The sequence below is a fragment of the Polaribacter sp. IC073 genome (assembly GCF_007997075.1).
Classification (GTDB): domain Bacteria; phylum Bacteroidota; class Bacteroidia; order Flavobacteriales; family Flavobacteriaceae; genus Polaribacter.
This window is the reverse complement of the sequence record NZ_VORS01000006.1, coordinates 77,200-96,951: the sequence shown is the minus strand read 5'-3', so window position 1 is coordinate 96,951 and position 19,752 is coordinate 77,200. Positions and strand designations below refer to the sequence as shown.

General features: G+C 34.0%; 8 protein-coding genes and 1 tRNA gene. 3 read left to right on the top strand and 6 right to left on the bottom strand.

Annotation, left to right across the window (positions count from 1 at the left end; all coding sequences use genetic code 11):
• Positions 1-43 precede the first annotated feature (43 nt).
• The 5 genes from ES045_RS10110 to ES045_RS10090 form a co-directional block, all read right to left on the bottom strand.
• Positions 44-4,768 (bottom strand): ice-binding family protein, encoded by a 4,725-nt coding sequence (locus ES045_RS10110; protein WP_147116073.1) that lies wholly within the window; start codon positions 4,766-4,768, stop codon positions 44-46.
• Positions 4,769-5,095: 327 nt separating this feature from the next.
• Positions 5,096-7,192, bottom strand: a complete 2,097-nt coding sequence (locus ES045_RS10105) for an ice-binding family protein (protein ID WP_189663078.1) — start codon at positions 7,190-7,192, stop codon at positions 5,096-5,098.
• Positions 7,193-7,545: 353 nt separating this feature from the next.
• On the bottom strand, positions 7,546-8,523 hold the full coding sequence (locus ES045_RS10100; RefSeq protein ID WP_147116069.1) for a response regulator: 978 nt from the start codon (positions 8,521-8,523) through the stop codon (positions 7,546-7,548).
• A gap of 397 nt (positions 8,524-8,920) precedes the next feature.
• Complete coding sequence (locus tag ES045_RS10095; RefSeq protein WP_147116067.1) at positions 8,921-9,898, bottom strand: response regulator; 978 nt, start codon at positions 9,896-9,898, stop codon at positions 8,921-8,923.
• A 90-nt stretch (positions 9,899-9,988) separates the two neighbouring features.
• Positions 9,989-11,545: a PAS domain-containing sensor histidine kinase gene (locus ES045_RS10090; RefSeq protein ID WP_147116065.1), complete on the bottom strand. Its 1,557-nt coding sequence runs from the start codon at positions 11,543-11,545 to the stop codon at positions 9,989-9,991.
• 346 nt (positions 11,546-11,891) lie between these two features.
• Here ES045_RS10090 and ES045_RS10085 point away from each other — a divergent pair, with 346 nt between their 5' ends.
• The 3 genes from ES045_RS10085 (at position 11,892) to ES045_RS10075 (ending at position 12,920) form a co-directional block, all read left to right on the top strand.
• Entirely contained in the window at positions 11,892-12,341 is a 450-nt protein-coding gene (locus ES045_RS10085) for a retropepsin-like aspartic protease (protein WP_147116063.1), read from the top strand.
• A 17-nt stretch (positions 12,342-12,358) separates the two neighbouring features.
• The gene (locus ES045_RS10080; RefSeq protein ID WP_147116061.1) at positions 12,359-12,811 is read left to right on the top strand and encodes a GatB/YqeY domain-containing protein; all 453 of its coding nucleotides are present in this window, start codon (positions 12,359-12,361) and stop codon (positions 12,809-12,811) included.
• Between the two features lie 35 nt (positions 12,812-12,846).
• Positions 12,847-12,920 (top strand) — tRNA-Arg (locus ES045_RS10075).
• A 97-nt stretch (positions 12,921-13,017) separates the two neighbouring features.
• On the opposite strand, the gene ES045_RS10070 is transcribed toward ES045_RS10075, so the two are convergent.
• Positions 13,018-19,656, bottom strand: a complete 6,639-nt coding sequence (locus ES045_RS10070) for a PA14 domain-containing protein (protein ID WP_147116059.1) — start codon at positions 19,654-19,656, stop codon at positions 13,018-13,020.
• Positions 19,657-19,752: the final 96 nt, after the last annotated feature.

Sequence of the window (19,752 nt, the reverse complement as noted above, 5' to 3'; positions counted from 1 at the left end):
TAATAAATCATTTCTATGTAAGCCTTTATATAAAGTATTTTATTTATTCAATAATTATCTTCTTATTAATAACACCGTCATTGGTGTTTAGCTTTACAACATAAACACCTGTTGAAATTTTACCTTTTAGTACGAATTGGTACGTATTTTTTTCTTCTTTGATAGTCCAAAAATTTATTTTTTTACCAAGAATATTATAAAGTGCTGCATTTTTAATCTGCAGTGCTGCATTCTTAGAAATTACAATACTTTTGTTTTTGGTATCAGCGTAAATTTTTATGGTAGTTTCTAAAGGATTTAAATCTTCATTTGCTAATACTTTACTTTGACCAAAAGCCAAAACAAACCTATTTTTATAAGTGCCTTCTTCTAATTGGTAGGTGGCAGAAGTTGTATTTATTTGCTGTGTTTCACCTGTAAGTTTATCCTTTATAAAAATATCTTGATCGATGTATTCTATTTCATCGATTACTATATAAATGCTGCCATTATATGCCATAATAATTTCTAAGGGTACTTCTAAACTATTTGTTATTTCTTGCACACCAGCAATAACGTAGGGAAGCTCATTATTAGGAAATTTCCAGTAAATATCTGTAGTATTTAAATCATTCATTTCTGAATCATACCCTTTGTCAAAAGCATAAGAATTACCTTGATGGAAAGAAGCTCCTATTTGGCGGCGTAATTGACTTCCTTCATTATCTGTAAAGTTCATTCCTAGTTTTATAAGTGGTAATTTGAACTCAGATGTAGTATTAGATTTAGATTTTTCACTTTTCAGGAATATAGAAGAGCCATTGCCTTCTACTTTATATTCTCTTTGACTATTTTTAAAAACTATTGGTCCGCCATCTATATTATCACCCTGAATAAAGAATCCTTGTCCCATTGCTATATATGACTCGGGTGCAATATATGCATCATCATGCGTTTCTCCACCTGTACTAGGGGTACAACCTATTTCTCCATCGTGATCCTTAAACCTTACATTATCGAGATACATAACATTTGTGTCGTTAGAAGTAAAAGTAATATCGCTACCAATTTTTATACATAAGATAATGTTACCTTCATAATACCGGCCATTCGTCGCAGGAAGTACATACGTACCAGCATTACCGCTATTTATTTTAACCTTTATTCTTTTATTAAAAGAAGATTTATATCGTATTCTTAAGGTATCTATACCTCTAGAAATATTAGTAAACTTTATAGCGTTATTTGTACCACTCATAGCAACAACAATCTGTGTATCGTCTTGAATGATTGCTCCGTCAACGGTACTAGCGTCTTCAGCTTCAAGAACAAAGTTTACAGGTGTATTTTGGCCTGGGTCATTTGCTGTAACTCCCATCGCTATATTTCTTGTAGCGTACCCACCAACATATCCATTAAAATTATGACCACTAGAATTACCTGTTGTATTTTCTTCACTTACATGTTGCCAGAAATATAAGGTTGCACTTGTAGCGTCTACATTGTCTTCTATGAAATTTTTAACGCTCATTGCAGAAGGGAACGGATTGCCAATTAAATAAGATTCATTTGCACCTATAGCAGTAATTGTATTAAAAGTACCATCGTTTGGTGTGCCAGAAAAAGTATAATTTTGTGGTCTTCCTGGTCCTTTGAAAGTGAAACCATCTCCTTTGTCTATTTTACCATTCTTCTTTTTTTGTAACCAATTAGATCTCCCATCATCACTAGGAGCATAACTATATACCCAATGGTCTGCTAAAGAAATAGGATCTGTAGTTGCCCCGTCATAACCACCAATATATGCAATTTCTTTAGCAATAGTACCAATGCTACTTGTTGCATCTACAGCAGTTGTACCGTCTTTTAAAACGCTTTGTAATGTAAAAGTACTAGCGCCTATAGTATTTACAGGAGAGCTCATGTAATTAAATCTGTAGCGACTAGGTACGGTAGAATTTTGGTCTACTAAAAGCCTTCCGTTACCAGATACTTTTGCTGGTCCTGTATGTGTCTGAATAAGTTGAGAAGTACCTATTAGACGAATTTCATCCGTAGTATTGGTTAGTATTACTTCATCAGTAACAACTAATAAGTTATCGGTAATTGCAAATTTGCTATTGTTATCAACAACCAATCTTCGAGCACTTAATTTACTGCCGGTATGATTATAATTTTCGTCAATTATTACATGTCTAGATCTATCAGGAAACCCGTTAGACCAGGTATTACCAGTTCTTGTTGTAGTATTTATATTGTGTAAGCCCAATAATGTATTTGCAGTTGAATTAGAGTTTATAATCTCCGACGTTAAAGGAGCATGTGGATGTCTTTCTGGACCACCAGCAACTAAAAGTCTGTAAGCATTTAATGAAGGGTCTATAAATTGTATCCATTCATTAGTGGTGTAATTTTTATTTGGAATTAATGCTTCATCTATTCTTACCAAAGAAGTTTTATTTGTAAAAGAGGCTACAACATCATATCTAGAGGCGTAAGAGTTTGCACCATTTGTTGATGACAAGGTGATGATATGATTATTACCCGTAAAGTCTGTCAAAGTATTATTTGTAACCACAGTAGCATTTGCATCTAAGTTAGTAATAACATTTGTAGCGTTTTTAATTAAGACAGATTTTCCTGGAGCTAATGGGGTTGTAATTAAATAAGTTACATCTGGTACTACTTCCGTTTGATCTCCTATTTTATTTTTATATAATTGAATATTTATAAGGTTAGGGGCAATACTTTTAGTTGGATGAACATTTGTAATTTCTATCCATTTTTCATCATTAAATTGATATACTTGGGTAATCATCGGAATTCCATCAGCTATGATAACCGTTGCTATTGCGGTATTGCAATTTGATAAATCTGCATTTTCACAAATAGTATAGGGGTAGGTGTAGGTTCCTGAAGAAGTACCTGCAGCTATTGCAATTGTACCATCTGCATTCATTGTAATGTTACCAGATACTGGTATTGGTGCGGTACCTGGTGTTAAGGCAACCTCTAATACATCTAGAAGCGATCCGTTTAAAGTGTCATTCACTAAAACAGAAGAAGTTTTACCTCCAATTTCTAAAATAGGAGAAAAATGATCGTCTATTGCAGCGATTATAATACGACAGTTTTCTATAGTTAAAGTAACAGCAGCTCTTGTCTCACTGGCGTATGTACCATTAAAAGATGCTGCATAATAAGTTACAGTACCTATACCAACTTGGGTAGGACTCGAAACTACGTTCCCAGCAGTTGCAGCATCATACCAGATAATGCTTCCATTTGTGGTATTAGAAGTTGCAGTAGCTGTAAGCGTTTGCGTTGTAGTTTCGTCTGAACAAATGGTTTGATTTCCTCCAGAAATAGGAGTATCATCTCCAAAGCAAAGCGTATCATTATAAATTACACCTGTACTAAAGGTAACAGCACCTGCTGTAGAAAGCATTCTTCCTTCTAAATTTCCGTTTGCACCCATAGAACAAGCTCCTGCATGTGCAAGAACAGTTCCTTTCATAACTGTAAAAGTTCCCATGGAAGCAGCTCCTTCAGAAATCCAAAAAACATTGCAACGTCTCGCGCCATTAGTTAAAATGACTTTAGATTGTGCAGCAACGGAAAATGCACCATTAAATTTAAAAACAAATATGGCATCGGGGTCATTTTCACCATCTAAAACAACGGTTCCAGATATAGATCCTGCCCCTCCTATATAATAAACGCCAGCAGTAACTACCTCGCCAGTTCCAACAGATGGGGCTTGCCCAAAAGCGGGTGCATGCCCAAGTTCTGTATTTGGCAAAGCCATAAGAGCTGCATAAGCAGTATCTAAATCTATTTTTGCTTGTGCTGTAACTGCATCTGCCATATAAACAGTACCCACATGAGGTGAAGTACCAAGACCGGTAATAGAGCCACCTGTGTTTGAACCAATATCTCCAACAAAACCTGATGTCGCTGCATTTGACACAGCACCATCACTGGTAAAAAGAGCAAATTTAGCAATACTACCTAAAACATCAACAGCAGGAGCAGCGCTACAATTACCTTCACAATTTATTGGAATGGTAATAGGGCCAGCTGGTATTTCTGCAACACTACTAGCAGCAATTACGATTGCTCCTTCAGATGAAAATAACCTTCCTTCTATGTTACAATTTGCACCAAGTGTGATTGCCCCAGGGTGTGAAAATAAAGTTCCTTTGATAACACTATTTGCACCAATCTCAATAGCTCCTTCAGCAATCCAATAAACATTTGCAGCTCGTGTTCCGTTACTTAAAACAATATTTGAAGCAGCTCCTGCTGTAAATTCGCCTTCAAATTTCAGTATAAAAAAGGCGTTAGGGTTTCCGCCACCATCAAGAGTAAGCGTTCCTGCCACAGACCCTGCACCTTCTATAGAGTACACACCAGGTGTAATGGTTTCACCGCCTCCAAAAGCTGGAGCATGAGCATTAACACCACCAGTAGGATGTGTAACAAAAACATCGCTCAGGTGAATATATATTCTAAGTAAATCTATTCTGGCTTGAATAGTTGTAGGGTCATTATTATATTCGGTACCACTATAAGTAGAAGGTGGTTCTGAAAAACCGGTTATTATTCCATCATTTGTACCAACATCTCCTGTAACACGTCCTGAAGCTCCCGGGCCTGTTACTGCTCCTTTGCCAGTATAAGCTTCAAAAGTAGAAAGGGTTCCTAACTCAAGTGTTTGACTGATGCTTATACTTGAAAAAAGTAGTAGCATTATGGTGAGAATAGGAATGTATATTTTTATTTTCATAATAAATAATTGAATTAAACAAACAGCATAACAAATAATCATTGTATCTAACGGGTTGTTATTAATGATAATTATGTTGTATTGACTTAGTTATCGGGGAAGTTAATAGCTAGCAAAGTTCCGTTTTAAAAATACTAAATGGGTCAGTAGATATACTCTTTATTCAGAAAACAAGAAGAGAACTGGTACGTATAAATACGGATGTTTTATAGTTGTACCTGAATTTTTAAGTAGGGTAGCATCTGTTTTTATGGATGACTTTTAGAAGATTTATAATTAAAATAGGCAGTAATACATAGTCTTCAGATTTCAGAAAAGTTGCTTTTGTTAATTTGAGTTGTTCGGAATAGAGTTAATATCTGTTTCACTGCTGAAAAATATTTCTGTTTTATTTGTAATAATTGCACTAACAGTGTTTAATGTTGCTGCAATTCTTAATTCTATGGTCTCGTTTATAGCGATGACCACAGAGCCTAAACTCCAAATACCTGTTAAAGATTTATATGTTGTATTCGATGGTATTATTGATAATGATTCATTATAAGTTAAGCTCGTAGGAAGTAGGTGTTTTACCTGAACATTTGTTGCTGGTTGTAAACCTTCATTTTTTAAAATTAAGGTGAATACTGCTGTTTGACCTAATTTTAAAATAGCCTTATCTACTCTTTTAATAATTTTTAAATCTGTAGTACAGGCATTGTTCTCATTTGTATCTGTAACTGCAGTAGTCTGGTTTTGTGTATAACCAGAGCTGCTTTGGCTATTTATAATTGGACTTCCGTTTGTGTCTGAATGCACACCTAAGTTTTTTGTACTTCCTCCGATACTACCTCCAGTAAGTTTTTTTAATTTACTTAAAATTAAACTTCCTGATCCTTCTATTGCATCTGCGCAACCATCGTTATCTGAGTCTGTATCTAAATAATTAGGAATACCGTCATTGTCGGTATCATTTGCAGTTTCAGCAGTATCTAAAAGACCATCATTATCATCATCTATGTCAGAGATATCTGGAATTCCATCATTGTCTGTGTCTAAAGCCAAAGAGGTAGAAGTAACACATTCTGGATCTGTGTAAATGATGCCTGTATTCGTGTTAACAGCGCCACCAGTAGAAAGTTGTCTGCCTGCTAGAAATACACCGGCTCCTGAGTTGCATGCTCCGCCATGTGAAATGAAATTTCCTTTTAAGACAGATCCAGCTCCTATATTAACAGCACCGGTAATAACTCCGGCTCCTCCAAGCCAAAAAACATTACACCGTTTTGCTCCATTGGCTAATATTATTTTTGATTGTGCTGCGACATTAAGTGCGCCAGCAAACCTTAAAACAAATATTGCGTCAGAATTTCCTGCGGCATCAAGAGTAATTGTTCCGCCTAAAGATCCAGCTCCCGAAGTATGATACACTCCGGGAGTAAGAATTTCTCCCGCACCAAAAGCTGCAGATACATGTATACCTGTAACGGGCAGAGCCATAAGCGCAAGGTAGGCGTTGTCTAAATCTGTTTTTGCTTGCGCTGTATTGGTATCTGCAATATGGGTTTTTCCAATATGAATACCAGCAGTGTAACCACTTATACTTCCTGAATTTGTACCAATTTTTCCGTTAACTCCAGAAATTCCTGTATTGCCCACAGCACCTAAACTTGTGTAAAGTGCAAAGTCTGAAACAACTCCCAGAACATCAACAGCAGGAGCAGGGGTGCAGCCCGATTCGCAAAATATTGGAATAGTACTATTGCAAGGTGGCGGACGAACACTGGCACCAATTCCTGTAGTTATTGCACCAGACATGGTTAGCATTCTTCCTTCAAGAACAGCACCTGCACCTAGACCAACAGCACCTACTTTTGAAAATAAAGTTCCTTTTATATTTGCATTAGCCGCAACAGAAATAGCACCATCTGCAATAAAAAAAACATTACAAGATTTTGTTCCATTAATTAAAGTAACCGTTGCGTTTGCACCAACTGTAAATGCACCTAAAAATTTAAGAACAAAGAAAGCGTTAGGATCTCCCTGTCCATCGAGAATAAGATTTGCGCCTACAGATCCTGCAGCACCTGTGTAATAAACTCCTGGGGTAATTGTTTCGCCACCACCAAAAGCAGGGGCATGGGTACCAGGGTAGTCTACAAAAAGATCGTTTAGGTGAATATACGTTCTTAATAAATCGAATCGAGACTGTTTGGTTATGGCATCTGCATTGTATGAATTACCGGTATAGTCTCCTCTTATTATTCCTGAATTTGTACCTACATCACCAGTCCAAACAGCGCCGGCACCATTTGTAACTCCGCCATTACCACTATAACCTTCAAAAGAGGAAAGTACTCCTAACTCAAATGTTTGACTACTGCTTATGCCTGAGACAAGTAGAAAAAAGATGGTTGGTATATAGAATTGTAAATATTTTTTCATCATAAATTATTAAATTGAACAAACGGCATAGCAAGAAATAACAGCAGCCAATGGCGTGTTATTCAAGATCATTATACGGTATTTATATAGGTGTTAGAGGTTTGTATTTGGCAAAGTTCTGTTTTAAAAACACTAGACAAGTCAGTATAAATACTATTTATTTAAGGATAATTGTAGCTTTTTTAAGTATAAATACGGATGTAGTTTGGTGAAAGGGGCGTTTTTCGCCTATTATAATCAGGTTTATGAAGTGTTTTTACTGTTATTTTAGTACTGATAAAAAATAGTAACCAAGAAAATATAGGGTGCTTTAAAAATAATAGGTAAGCAAATCATGTGTAAAATTGTACGAATTACTCTATTACAATTAACCTGTTGCGAATCGCATACATCATAAGTTCTGCAATATTTTTACTATCTGTTTTATTTAGCAACTTCGCTCTGTACGTTTCGATAGTACGTTGTCCTAAAAAAAGAATTTTAGAAGTTTCTAAAGTAGATTTTCCTTTACAGATAAGTTTTAGTACTTCTAATTCTCGATTGCTTAGTTTGGTAGGAGAGTTTATAGTCTCTTTAAGTATAATTGATGGAGAGTTTTTAGAGGTTAACTTAACAATATTACCAGCCAGACTTGTCTGCCCTTTATAGGTAATTGTAGAGCCAAATAACTCAATAGAAACGGTGTTTAGTGTTTTGTGTATCGCTTCTAGTTTTAGAGATATTGAAGCTTTTGAGTCTTTTAAACAACGATCTAATGCATTTAAGATTTCTGTTTTATCGCAATATTTTTCATTGAGAAGTTCTTCGAAATTTACAGAAGAAAATTCCTCATAATCGTACCCAAAAATATTAGCCAATGCATTGTTGTAAAACAGTAATTTACCGTTTTGATAGATATAAATTCCTAGTGTTGGGTGGTCTATAAGTGCTTGAAATTTCTCGTCATTAATTTGGTTAAGAGTGTCGTATTTAGTGAGCCGTGTGTGAATAACTTTTAGCAATTCATAAAGGCTAAAAGGTTTTGTGATATAGTCATCAGCACCCAATTGCATTCCTGCTCTAATGTCCTCTTTTTCTGTTCTTGCCGATAAAAAAACTAACGGAATGGTTGCAGTTGCTTTAATTTGTTTAATGGTTTTATAAAAATCATACCCATTCATATTGGGCATGGATATGTCACAAACAATAAGGTCTGGCAAATATTTTAAGGTTTGTTTTACGCCTATAAGGCCATCTTCTGCAATAAATACATCAAAATTTTGTCCCTTGATAAATTCAGCAGTATTTTCTCTTAAGACCGTGTCGTCTTCTACGATAAGAATTTTTCTCATTTTAAAAAAATTAGAATAGACAGTATTTTATTCTTTACTGAAAGAAACTGAGTCAGTTTTATTTTATTTATTTGATTAAATAAACAAGGTAACAACAAAGTAATTACAATAAAAAATATTGAAATTAAATTGAAATTAGGCTGTATTGACTTCGTTTGGGGGAAAATTACTTGTTGCGCAAAGTTCCATTTTAAAAAAATCAAATACTTCAGTATATATACCTTTTTTACAGCTAAATAAATAACATGTATCCGTATTTTTACGGATACATGTTATTCTATACAATATAAGTAGTTTGTTTTTATAAATACTTATTGAAGAGAAGATATGAGAAGTAGCTTATGTTTAGAGGTTTGTTCTAATTAAAAAAGATCTTAAATAAAAATAAAATTAGTTATTACTCTATTATAATTAATTTATTACGAATGGCATACACCATAAGTTCTGCAATATTTTTGCTGTCTGTTTTGTCTAGTAGTTTCGCTCTATAGGTTTCAATTGTTCGTTGCCCTAAATAAAGAATTTTAGAGGTCTCTAAAGTAGATTTTCCTTTACAGATTAATTTTAATACTTCTAGTTCTCGGCTGCTAAGTTCTGGTAAAGTGTTTTTTGTAACGTCAAATATAATAGAAGCATGATTATTAGAGTCTAACTTAATCACATTACCCGCAATACTTTTATGACCTTTGTAGGTTATTACAGAACCAAATAATTCAACAAAAACGGTTTTTGAAGTCTTATGGATGGCTTGAAACTTTAGAGATATCGAATTTTTAGATCCCCTAAAACATTGTCTAAAATCGTTTAAAATTTTATTTTTATCACAGTATTTTTCATCTAGGAGGTTTTCAATTTTTATAGAAGAAAATTCATCGTAATCGTAGCCAAAAATGTTTGCCAATGGTGTGTTATAAAATAGTAATTTTCCTTTTTGATAAATATAAATTCCTAATGTTGGGTGCTCTATAAGTGTTTGAAACCTCTCGTTATGAATCTGTTTAAGGGTATCATATTTAGCAAGGCGTGTTTTAATAACTTTTAATAATTCATAGAGGCTAAAGGGCTTTGTAATATAATCATCTGCACCCAATTGCATGCCCGATCTAATGTCTTCATTTTCTGTTCTTGCAGATAAAAACACTAACGGAATTGAAGCAGTTGTCTTTATTTGTTGAATTGTTTTATAAAAATCATACCCATTCATATTGGGCATAGATATGTCACAAAGAATAAGATCTGGTAAATGTTTTAATGTTTGTTGTACACCTACAAGACCGTCTTCAGCAACAAAAACTTCAAAGTTTTGCCCCTTAATAAATTCAGCAGTATTTTCTCTCAAGACTGTATCGTCTTCTATGATTAAAATTTTTTTCATTTTAAAAAGATGAGCATCATTAATATAATATTATTAATTTAAATAAATAGAGCTTTTTTTTGTGCGCGCTATTCAATGGTGTAAAACACTTTATTGCTGTAAGTGAGGTAGTATAATAGTTACTGTAGTTCCTTCATCTACAACAGATTCAATTAATAGTTCGCCTTTATGAAGATCTACAAATCTTTTAACAACAGACAATCCAAAACCTGTTCCTTGTGCTGCTCCTTTATTTGAAGCACGGTAATAAGGTTCTAATAAATACTTTATTTCGTCTGTAGGGATACCAATTCCTTGGTCTTTTATTATAAATTTTATCTCTTTGTTTTTTGTTTTTTCTAAATTAATAGTAATATTTTTACTACTGTATTTTAAGGCATTAGAGATGATATTGTTTAAGATATGGCGAATCATAATTGCATCCATATAATAACTTTTTATAGCTACTTTAGATGTGAGAATTACTTTCTGATTGGTTTCTGACGCACTTAAGTTTTCCTCAATAATTTCATTAATTAGAGGAAGAAGTAAAATATTGGTTGGTCTAAAAAAAGACTTACTGGTTTGTTCTACATCAATAAGAGAAACATCATCTAGCAATGCTTTGGTGTGTTGTACAGCATCAAATATTTGTTTAAAGAGTTTTTCTTTTTTCTCTTTGCTCCAAGTGTCGTTGTAAATTTGTAATAATTGCACACTAGAAAGAATTCCTGCTAAAGGTGTTCTAAACTCATGCGAAACGGTAGATATAAATTGTGATTTTAAGACGTCTAATTCTTTCAATTGGTTGTTTAACTGTAACAATCGTTCTTCTTCGAGTTTTCTTTTAGAAATGTCGTTTATTGTTGATATTAATAATGCTTCTCCGTTAATAGATAGCGGACTTGTATAAATTTCAATATCACAGGTTTTACCAGAAGCGAGTCTATGAATAAACTGAAAATAAGAAGGACCTGTAAGGGTAAACTTCTTCATCTCTTCTAGTATTTGTTCTGATGGGAAAAGACTAATATCAGACAAGGTCATTAATTTAAATTCTTCTGTAGAATACCCATAAAATTGTGCTGCAGCCGAATTTACATCAATAATGCTACCGTTTATAGGATGTATTAACAATTGAGGTGTTTGGTTTTTCTCGAACATTGCATAATACAATTGCGCACTTTCTTGCAACGCTTTGTCCGCGATCTTACGGTCGGAAATATCTCGTATGTGACAAAGAATTACTTTATGGCTCTCTACCTCATATACATTACTCACAAACTCAACATCTATTGAGTTTCCTGCTTTTGTTTCTAAGGGCATGTCTTCAAATCGAATGTATTCTTTGTTTTGCAGTTCTATAAAGGTTTCTTTTGAAGCTGCAATATTTTTAAAAACACCAATTTCCCAAAGTTCTTTGCCTACCAACTCATTATAATTAAAGCCAATCAAGTCAATAAGAAAAGGGTTTGCATCGGTAATCTGTCCGGTAATTGCATCAAGAATTAAAATACCTTCTTTAGAGGACTCAAAGATTTGATGCGATCGTGTTGCTGCGCTCTGTCTTTTTTCTAGCGCTAATTTTAGTTTTTTATTTTGTTTTATAAGCTTGCTGTTTCGTGTCTCTAATTCTTGAATTAAATTATTGGTTTTAGATTCGATCATTGCTTGTTTTAAGTATCCTATTATATTGTTATTTCCGTAGCTCGATGCCTTTAGAATATTTGAATTTTTATTTTTGAAACAAGTCTTTTAAAGTGACAAGAGAATAGTTGTAGAACCCTTTTTATAAGCTGGAGTATAAAAAATGGAAAAGGGCGTTTTACAGAATTGTAACTAGGTAAAGATAAGTGAATTTATTAATTATTAGGGATTTAGTTTTCAAATTCTGATTTTTAAAGCCTGCTTATTGTCAGAAAATAGCTATTGTAGCAATAAAAGATGAGAAATTTTAGAACGGTAGTATTTTCTGAATTTTATAAATTGTATTTTTGATATCTTATTGGCTTATATGAAACGTTTAGAGAAAATTTTAAAGAAGAAGAAATATATTAAGATTCCGCTAAAGAGAATAGCGACGAATCATTTAGAGTTAAAAGCAAAAATTAATGGGGTAAAAGGACGTTTTATTTTAGACACTGGTGCTTCTAATTCTTGTGTTGGTTTAAATGCAGTAGCACATTTTAATTTGATAGCAAAAGAGAGTGAAACAAAAGCGGCTGGGGCAGGAGCAATAGATATGGAGACGCAACTTTCTGAGAATAATAACTTAAAAATCGGCAAATGGGAAACCAATAAATTACATTTGGTACTTTTCGATTTATCACATGTAAATACTGCATTAACGCAGCACAAAGCAAAAGAAGTAGCGGGTATTATTGGTGCAGATATTTTGCGAAAAGGAAAAGCATTTATAGACTATAACAAGAATGTTTTATATTTAAGAAAATCAAAAAAATAATCATTAAAAATAAATATATGAGTTTGCAAAAACAAGTAATGGATAAAATGAAGGAAGCTATGAAAGCAAAAGATACAATTGCTTTACAAGCTTTAAGAGCTGTTAAGTCTGCTTTTTTATTAGCAAAAACAGCAACAGGTGTTCAAAAAGAGTTAACAGAAGAGCAAGAGATAAAAATTATTCAGAAACAAGTGAAGCAAAGAAAAGATAGTGCCGCTATTTTTATAAAGCAAGACAGAGAAGATTTAGCAGCACCAGAATTGGCTGAATTGGCCGTTTTAGAACAGTTTTTACCAGAAGCTTTAAGCGAAGAAGAAATTGAGGCAGTTGTAATGAAAACTATTGGTGCGCTAGAGGCATCTGGCATGCAAGATATGGGAAAAGTAATGGCAGCGGTACAAGTGGAATTGGCAGGAAAAGCAGATGGTAAAATTATTTCTACGTTGGTGAAGAAGAATTTGATGCGTTAAATTAAAGATTCTTACCTTTGCGGAAGTTATTAAATGGCTACGTAGTTCAACTGGATAGAATATCAGATTTCGGCTCTGATGGTTGGGGGTTCGAATCCCTTCGTGGTCACTGCATAAAAAAAGGAAAGTCAAACTTATATAAGTTTGACTTTCCTTTTTTTATACAATTACTTCAATAATTTGAAGTAATAAAGAGGTGGCATTCATTATTTATGATATAACACCTTTTTACTGATGATCCCTTTGGTTGTTTTTATGTTTACAATATAAACAGCATTGGCTAAGTTTTTAACCTTTAACCTATTTTCTACTTGAGGTTCAATAGTGTTCCAACTCTTCGTTTTTTGACCTAATAAATTAAACAAAACAACTTTTTCTATATGTAAGTTATTTTTGTTTTCAATAACGAGTTCATTGTTATCCTTATCTAAAAATACTAAAATTTCAGTATTTAAAGGGTTGTTAAAGTCTTCTGTAGCGAGTACTTTCTCTTCTTTAAAAACAATTGCAAATCTATCTGAGTATTTACCTTGGTTTAATTGTAAAGCAACCTTATTATCGGTTATTAGAGATGTCTTATTTTGTAATTTATCTTTAATGTATATGTTGTTATTTAATTTATTGGTATCATCAATTGTTAAAATAATGGTTCCAGTATAGTTCATTGTAATTTCGAAAGGTATTTCTAATTGATCAGAAAAAGCTTCTATACCAGCAATTGTATACTTGCTCTCACTGGTTGCAAATTTCCAATACATGTCTGTTGCACCTAAATCATATATTTCGCTATCATATCCTTTTTCATAATTAAAAGTATTGTTAGGGCTAAAAGATACTCCAATCTGGCGATGTAAAGAGGTTCCGTTATCACTTATGAAATCCATTCCTAATTTAAGTAAAGGCAATCTGTTTGCATCGTCTTTATTTTGAACTTCGTCTTTGGTCTTCTTAGTAGATTTAAAGAATACAGACTCTGATGTTTCAGTAGTTTTATATTCTCTTTGACTATTGTTAAATACAATTGGGCCTCCATTAATATTTGTACCAATAAAGAAACCTTGACCTACGGGAATGTAACTTCCTGGGGTTTTGTATTTTGAACTATCTGTACCAGTAGAAGGGGCACAAGAAATATCACCGTCATCATCACTCATTACAATATTATCTATGTCAATACGATTCGTATCTATAGATTCTAATTTAATAGTGGTGCCTACCGTAAGACACTTGTTAATAGTAAATTGGGTATAGTTAGCGCTTGCCGGTAAATCATAAGAACCTACAGAGTTGCCATTTACTATAAGTCTTAATGTTTTACCAGAAGCAGACTTGTAATTTACGTAAATAACGTCTGTAGCTCTTGTAATAGAATTAAAATCTATAAAAGCACCATCTGTAATTAACCGCACTAGTTTTTTATCCGCGTCTGTTATTAATGAGCCGGTGTTTATAGTGTTTTCAGCCTCTAATGTAATGCTAAAAGCTCCAACAGAAACAGCTGAAGATGTTGCAGATACAGCCATAGAAAGATTTAAAGTAGCATAGCCACCAACATACCCCTTATAATTATGGCCACTTGTGTTAGATGCTGTATCTTCTTCACCTACATGATCCCAGAAATACAAACTACCGTCTATAGAACTAAGATTGTCTTTAAGAAATTTCACTCCGTTTAAAGCAGAAGGAAATGGATTTCCAATCAAATAAGAATCATTTGGGCCAATTTCTGTTTCGTAATTTCCATCGTTAGGGTTTCCTACAAATGTGTAGTTTTGTGTAACTCCTGGACCTTTAAAGATAAAACCATCTGCTGCTGCTATTGTACCACTTTTAAACTTTTGTATATAACCAGCTCTATTACCCATTGCACTTGCAAAAGTATAAATCCAATGCTCTGCAATATTAATTGGTGTGCCTGTACTACCGTCATAGCCACCAATAAAATTAATATCTCTTGCAATGTCTGTTGCACTTTGGCCAACAACACCATTATGGCTAACAGGGTTGGTACCGTCTTTTAATACACTTTCTACACTGTACGTAGTTGCGCCTAAACTTGTTACAGGAGAACTCATATAGTTGTATCTATAAACATTCTCTAAATCAGATTTTTGCTCTATGTATAGTTTTCCATTTCCAGAAATATCTGCTGGTCCTGTATGTGTTTGTATTAACTGGCTTTTACCAATCATACGAATTTCTGCATCTGTAGCAATATTTATGTTGTTTGTTACTACTAATAGTTGATTGTCTATTGATAAAATATTTGAATCTTTTACTTCTAATTTACGTGCACTAAAGTTAGCCCCTGTATGTTCATAGTTTTCACTTATAACTACGTATCTAGATCTATCAGGATAACCATTATTCCAGCCACTACCTGTTCTTTCTGTTTTGGCAACTCTATGTAAACCTAAGTATGTGTTTGCATCTGTATTAGAGCCTTCTATTTCTGAAATTAAAGGAGCATGAGGATGTCTTTCTGCAGTACCCGTTAAATATGAATAAGGGTTTAAAGCATCATCTATAAAAACAATCCATTCACTAGTTGTGTAGGTTTTACTCGGTACTAAAGTTTCATCTATTCTTACGTACGATGTTTTGTCTGCAAAAGCCTCAATTACATCATATCTATATTCATAAGATAAAATATCGTTTTTAGAAGATAAAGTAATCATATCATTAGCACCTGCCAAATTTGTTAAAGCATCGTCTGTTATTACTCTGGTAACTTCAGATGCATCATAATTAGTAACAGTTTTATTAGCGGAGTTTCTAAATAAAATGGACTCACCAGCAGGCAGTATGTCATTAAAAGTAAAAGTAGTGGTAGGAGGAATGCCTGTTTTATTACCTAGTGTTGCATATAATTGAACTTTAATCAAGTTCGCAGCAATACTCTTAGTGGCATGAATATTTGTAACCTCTATCCACTTTTCATCACCTAATTGATAGGTTTGTGTTATCATAGGAATCCCATCATCTGTCGCATCTCTGTAATCTACATCACCAATTGTTAATACATCACCATCACTATCTGTAAAGTTATCTGCTTGTGTATCGTCAAAACTTCCATTTACATCTACGTAATTGTCTCCATTATCTAAAGTATTGTCTAAACCATTTGCCCCAACATCACCATCGGTTCTACCGTCTGCACCACCTGCAGTATCTGTAAGACCACTACCAGATTCTATAATATCAAAAATACCATCTGCATCTGCATCTAAATCTAAATAATCTGGCACTGTATCTGAGCCAACAGCTGCTATTGCATCTGTGTTAATAGGAATAATACCTAATGAACCAGCACCATCTACTGTACCGTTAGGAGTTGTGTCATAAGCATCATCTAAACCATCTAAATCTGCATCTACACCAGCAGGTGCTGTATAACCTACGGTGGCTTGCGCTTCGATGTTGTCTGGAATACCGTCATTATCTGAATCTAAATCGAATTGATTAGGAATGCCATCACCGTCATTATCACAAGTAACAGGTGATAAAATAGAGAAAGGAACATCTCGCCGATTAAAAGAAGAGTTAGAATATTGAACATTTAAAGAATGACCACCTGTGCGTTCAAAAAATAAAACTACAATTTCATGTAAGCCAGAATCTAACAGAGTAGGAGTGCCAGAAACAAAACCACCTGCGCCATGTAAGCCATCATAATCTACTACTTCATTTCCGTCGATGAAGAGCTTTGATCCATCGTCTGAATTTAAGTAAAAAGTGTACGTATCCGTTACAGCAATATCTATATATCCAAAATACCTAATACTATAGGTTTCATCATCTTTTGGAGTCACAATATTTTGTAAAAATGTCACTTCGAAATTGGATACATTTCCTACACCGTCAGCACCTGTTGTTGGAATGTTGTCTACTGTATTTCCGCTTGGGACACGATCATAAAACTCATAATTTAAGGTTTCATTACAAAGTAAATTTTCTGTAGTATCTAGTATTCCATCGTTATCATCATCTATATCATAAAAGTCTGCAACCCCATCATTATCTACATCTTTAAAATCTCTGTAATCTACATCACCAGCACCTGGAGCAAAATTATTATCCTCGTCTCCGAAGGCTGCTTTAAGTGAAGCTGCATCTGTAACCTTGTTCCCTAGACCCACACCGTCATTTACTGTATAACCTGCGTTAGCAGAGTCATCATTGTCATCAAATGCATCATCTAAACCATCACCATCTGTATCTTTACCAGAAGCAATATTACTAAAGTCTCCGTTTTCTTTAATATCTGGTATTCCGTCATTATCTGAATCTAAATCTAAATAATCTGGAATTATATCATTGGTGCTATCTGTGTTTACAGGAACAAAACCTACAGTTCCGTTGGCTTCATAATTATCATCTAAACCGTTGTTGTTAGTATCTGTCATTGCGGTACCAACACCACTAGGAGCAATATAACCAGCAGAAGTTTGTGCTTCTATATTATCTGGTATACCGTCATTATCAGAATCGATGTCTAAATAGTCGTAAATACCGTCTCCATCTGTGTCTGGTGGGGTTAAACCAGTACCAGCAGAAGCAGGAACTCCTATAGTTGCGCCAGAACCACCTTGACTACCATCTGCAAGACCATCGTGATTATTATCAATACCACCTGCTTCAATCACATCTGGTATGCCGTCATTGTCTGAATCTAAATCTAAATAATCTGGTACACCGTCTTTGTCTGTGTCTCTACTTGTAAAACAAGGAGCTTTAAAATCGGGGTAACTTACATTGTCTATTTCTAATTTATCATCATCTAATTGATATCTTATTCTTAAATGTGTAGCATTGGTAGATAAAGTATAACGTTTAGTGTCATACTTATCTTTAGTGGCAAATGTGAATGGCTGTTCATTTACAAATGTAGTTCCATCTGTAGATTCTGTAACAAACATTACATTATTTGCACTTAATTTTTTTGTTTTAGCTTCTATAGAGATTACTGTACCCGCTGCAACTGCTTCAGAACCGCTTCTTAGTACTACCTCCATTGTAGCATTATCATCTTCTAATTTCGCTCCCTTACCATTACCACTTATACCATCAATTGCTTTATCAGGATCTTTTACTTTTGCTATTATTTGAGAGGCAGAAAAACCATTATTACCAGCAATAGGAGTAGGTGTACAGCGCCCTTCATTAGGTACAAGAGCACCCACACAATACTTAATTTCTGTATAACGAATAGAGGAACCCGTAGTATGTTCTATTTTAACCGAAACTCTACTTACTACTTGGTCTCCTAGGTTAAATAGAACAGAACCAACGGCATCTGAAGAAACAAAATCTCCAGAAGTATCACTTGCACCACTATTTGTTGTAAATATTTGTCCGTTAGCACCAGATTGCGTTATTTGAGAACCTACGGTTATACCAGGTTTTCCGGTAAGGTTTATTAATGCATTATTTTCATCATAAATAGTTACAGTAGCAATTTCATCTTCATCAAAATCTGCTAGTTTAAATTGTACGCTATGTATATTCGGAGAAAAAGTAGTGTTTATACTAGCATTGTCACCACTATTGCCATTAAAATAAAAGATGGGACCTTGTTGGCCAGAAGCATTTAAATTTCGAGTTTCTAAACTAGTTCCGTTTTTAGAGAAAGTAAAATTAGCGGTTCCTCCAGAAATTGTTTTGTTTCCATTATTAGAAGCACTAAGACTAGTGTTAGTACCAAAATTACCAAAAATATCTATGTTGCCACAAGGTGCACGGTCTAAAATCCCATCATTATCAGAATCTAAATCTGTAGCATCTAGAACACCATCACCATCAGAATCTAATTTTTTTATAACAGGAATTGTTACGGTTGCTGTACTGCAGTTTGTTACTAACGAGGATTCGCAAATCTTATACTTTAAAGTATAATTTCCGGCAGGAACTGCTGCAGAAACGTTAACGGCACCTGTAGAAGTGTCTAAAGTAATACCTGGATGTGTTGAGTTTACTGAAGTTAAAACTGTATTATTGTTTGTTGCTGTAGTGTTTTTAAAAATATCATTAGAGCGTACATTTTTTACTGCTACACCTCCAATGTTCTCATTTATAGCACCACCGTTATCTGTAATTGCATTTATTGTTGCAGGAGAACTAACAGTAAAAGCACCAAAAAGACCAATACCTCTTGCACGGTATGTTTCTCCAGAATCTGAATACGTTATTGTAACTTCTTCGATAACTTTTGAACCAAAATTAACCAAAGCAGAACCAAGGTTATCGTTTGTAGAGTCTCCTTTTGCTGCAGAGGATGTAATAGTATTATTATTTGAAATTGTTGCTATGGTTGAATTGGATGTATTTACTCTCGTTATAGATGCAGGATCTCCTGCATTACTTGTAACATATACTCGATCTATTCTACCGTTAGAATAATCTACATCTGAAACATTAAAAACAAGGTTTTTAATAGGTGAACTAAATGTAAGTTTAATAGTTACTGGTGAGTTTGCATTCTGTCTAAAATAAGCAGGGTTAAAGTTAATACCAAAGTCATCTATTCCCCCAAAACTACCATTTGTAGCATAATCTATATTAGGTGAGTCATCATCAAAAACCCTATTTAAAAGAACACCATCTGCGGCATTATGGGTTACAGAAATAGTAACAGATTCTGCCTTGTACCCAGCAGGCACGGTTAAAGGTATTGTACCCGTTGTATTTCCATTCGTCCAACTTGCTGTAGACCAATCTATACTTGATTGTGCAGCAGTTGAAAATGAGATGAACAACCCTAAAAATAAGAATAGGATTAATTGGGTATGCAGATTAAAACGAAGTATCCCCCCAGATATCTTCGTTTCTTTTACATATTTAATCATGATAAGAAACATTTTAAGAGTACAAAAGTAATCATTTTTTATGGTGTATCAGTTAAGACACCAATACTTGTTTAAAGTCACATTTAATAGGGGTAA

What these genes read in the sequence shown, in the direction of transcription:
- ES045_RS10095 (WP_147116067.1), bottom strand. Translation starts at nt 9,898, where the DNA reads ATGAAAAAAATTTTAATCATAGAAGACGATACAGTCTTGAGAGAAAAT.
- ES045_RS10100 (WP_147116069.1), bottom strand. Translation starts at nt 8,523, where the DNA reads ATGAGAAAAATTCTTATCGTAGAAGACGACACGGTCTTAAGAGAAAAT.
- ES045_RS10080 (WP_147116061.1), top strand. Translation starts at nt 12,359, where the DNA reads ATGAGTTTGCAAAAACAAGTAATGGATAAAATGAAGGAAGCTATGAAA.
- ES045_RS10070 (WP_147116059.1), bottom strand. Translation starts at nt 19,656, where the DNA reads ATGATTAAATATGTAAAAGAAACGAAGATATCTGGGGGGATACTTCGT.
- ES045_RS10090 (WP_147116065.1), bottom strand. Translation starts at nt 11,545, where the DNA reads ATGATCGAATCTAAAACCAATAATTTAATTCAAGAATTAGAGACACGA.
- ES045_RS10085 (WP_147116063.1), top strand. Translation starts at nt 11,892, where the DNA reads ATGAAACGTTTAGAGAAAATTTTAAAGAAGAAGAAATATATTAAGATT.
- ES045_RS10110 (WP_147116073.1), bottom strand. Translation starts at nt 4,768, where the DNA reads ATGAAAATAAAAATATACATTCCTATTCTCACCATAATGCTACTACTT.
- ES045_RS10105 (WP_189663078.1), bottom strand. Translation starts at nt 7,192, where the DNA reads ATGAAAAAATATTTACAATTCTATATACCAACCATCTTTTTTCTACTT.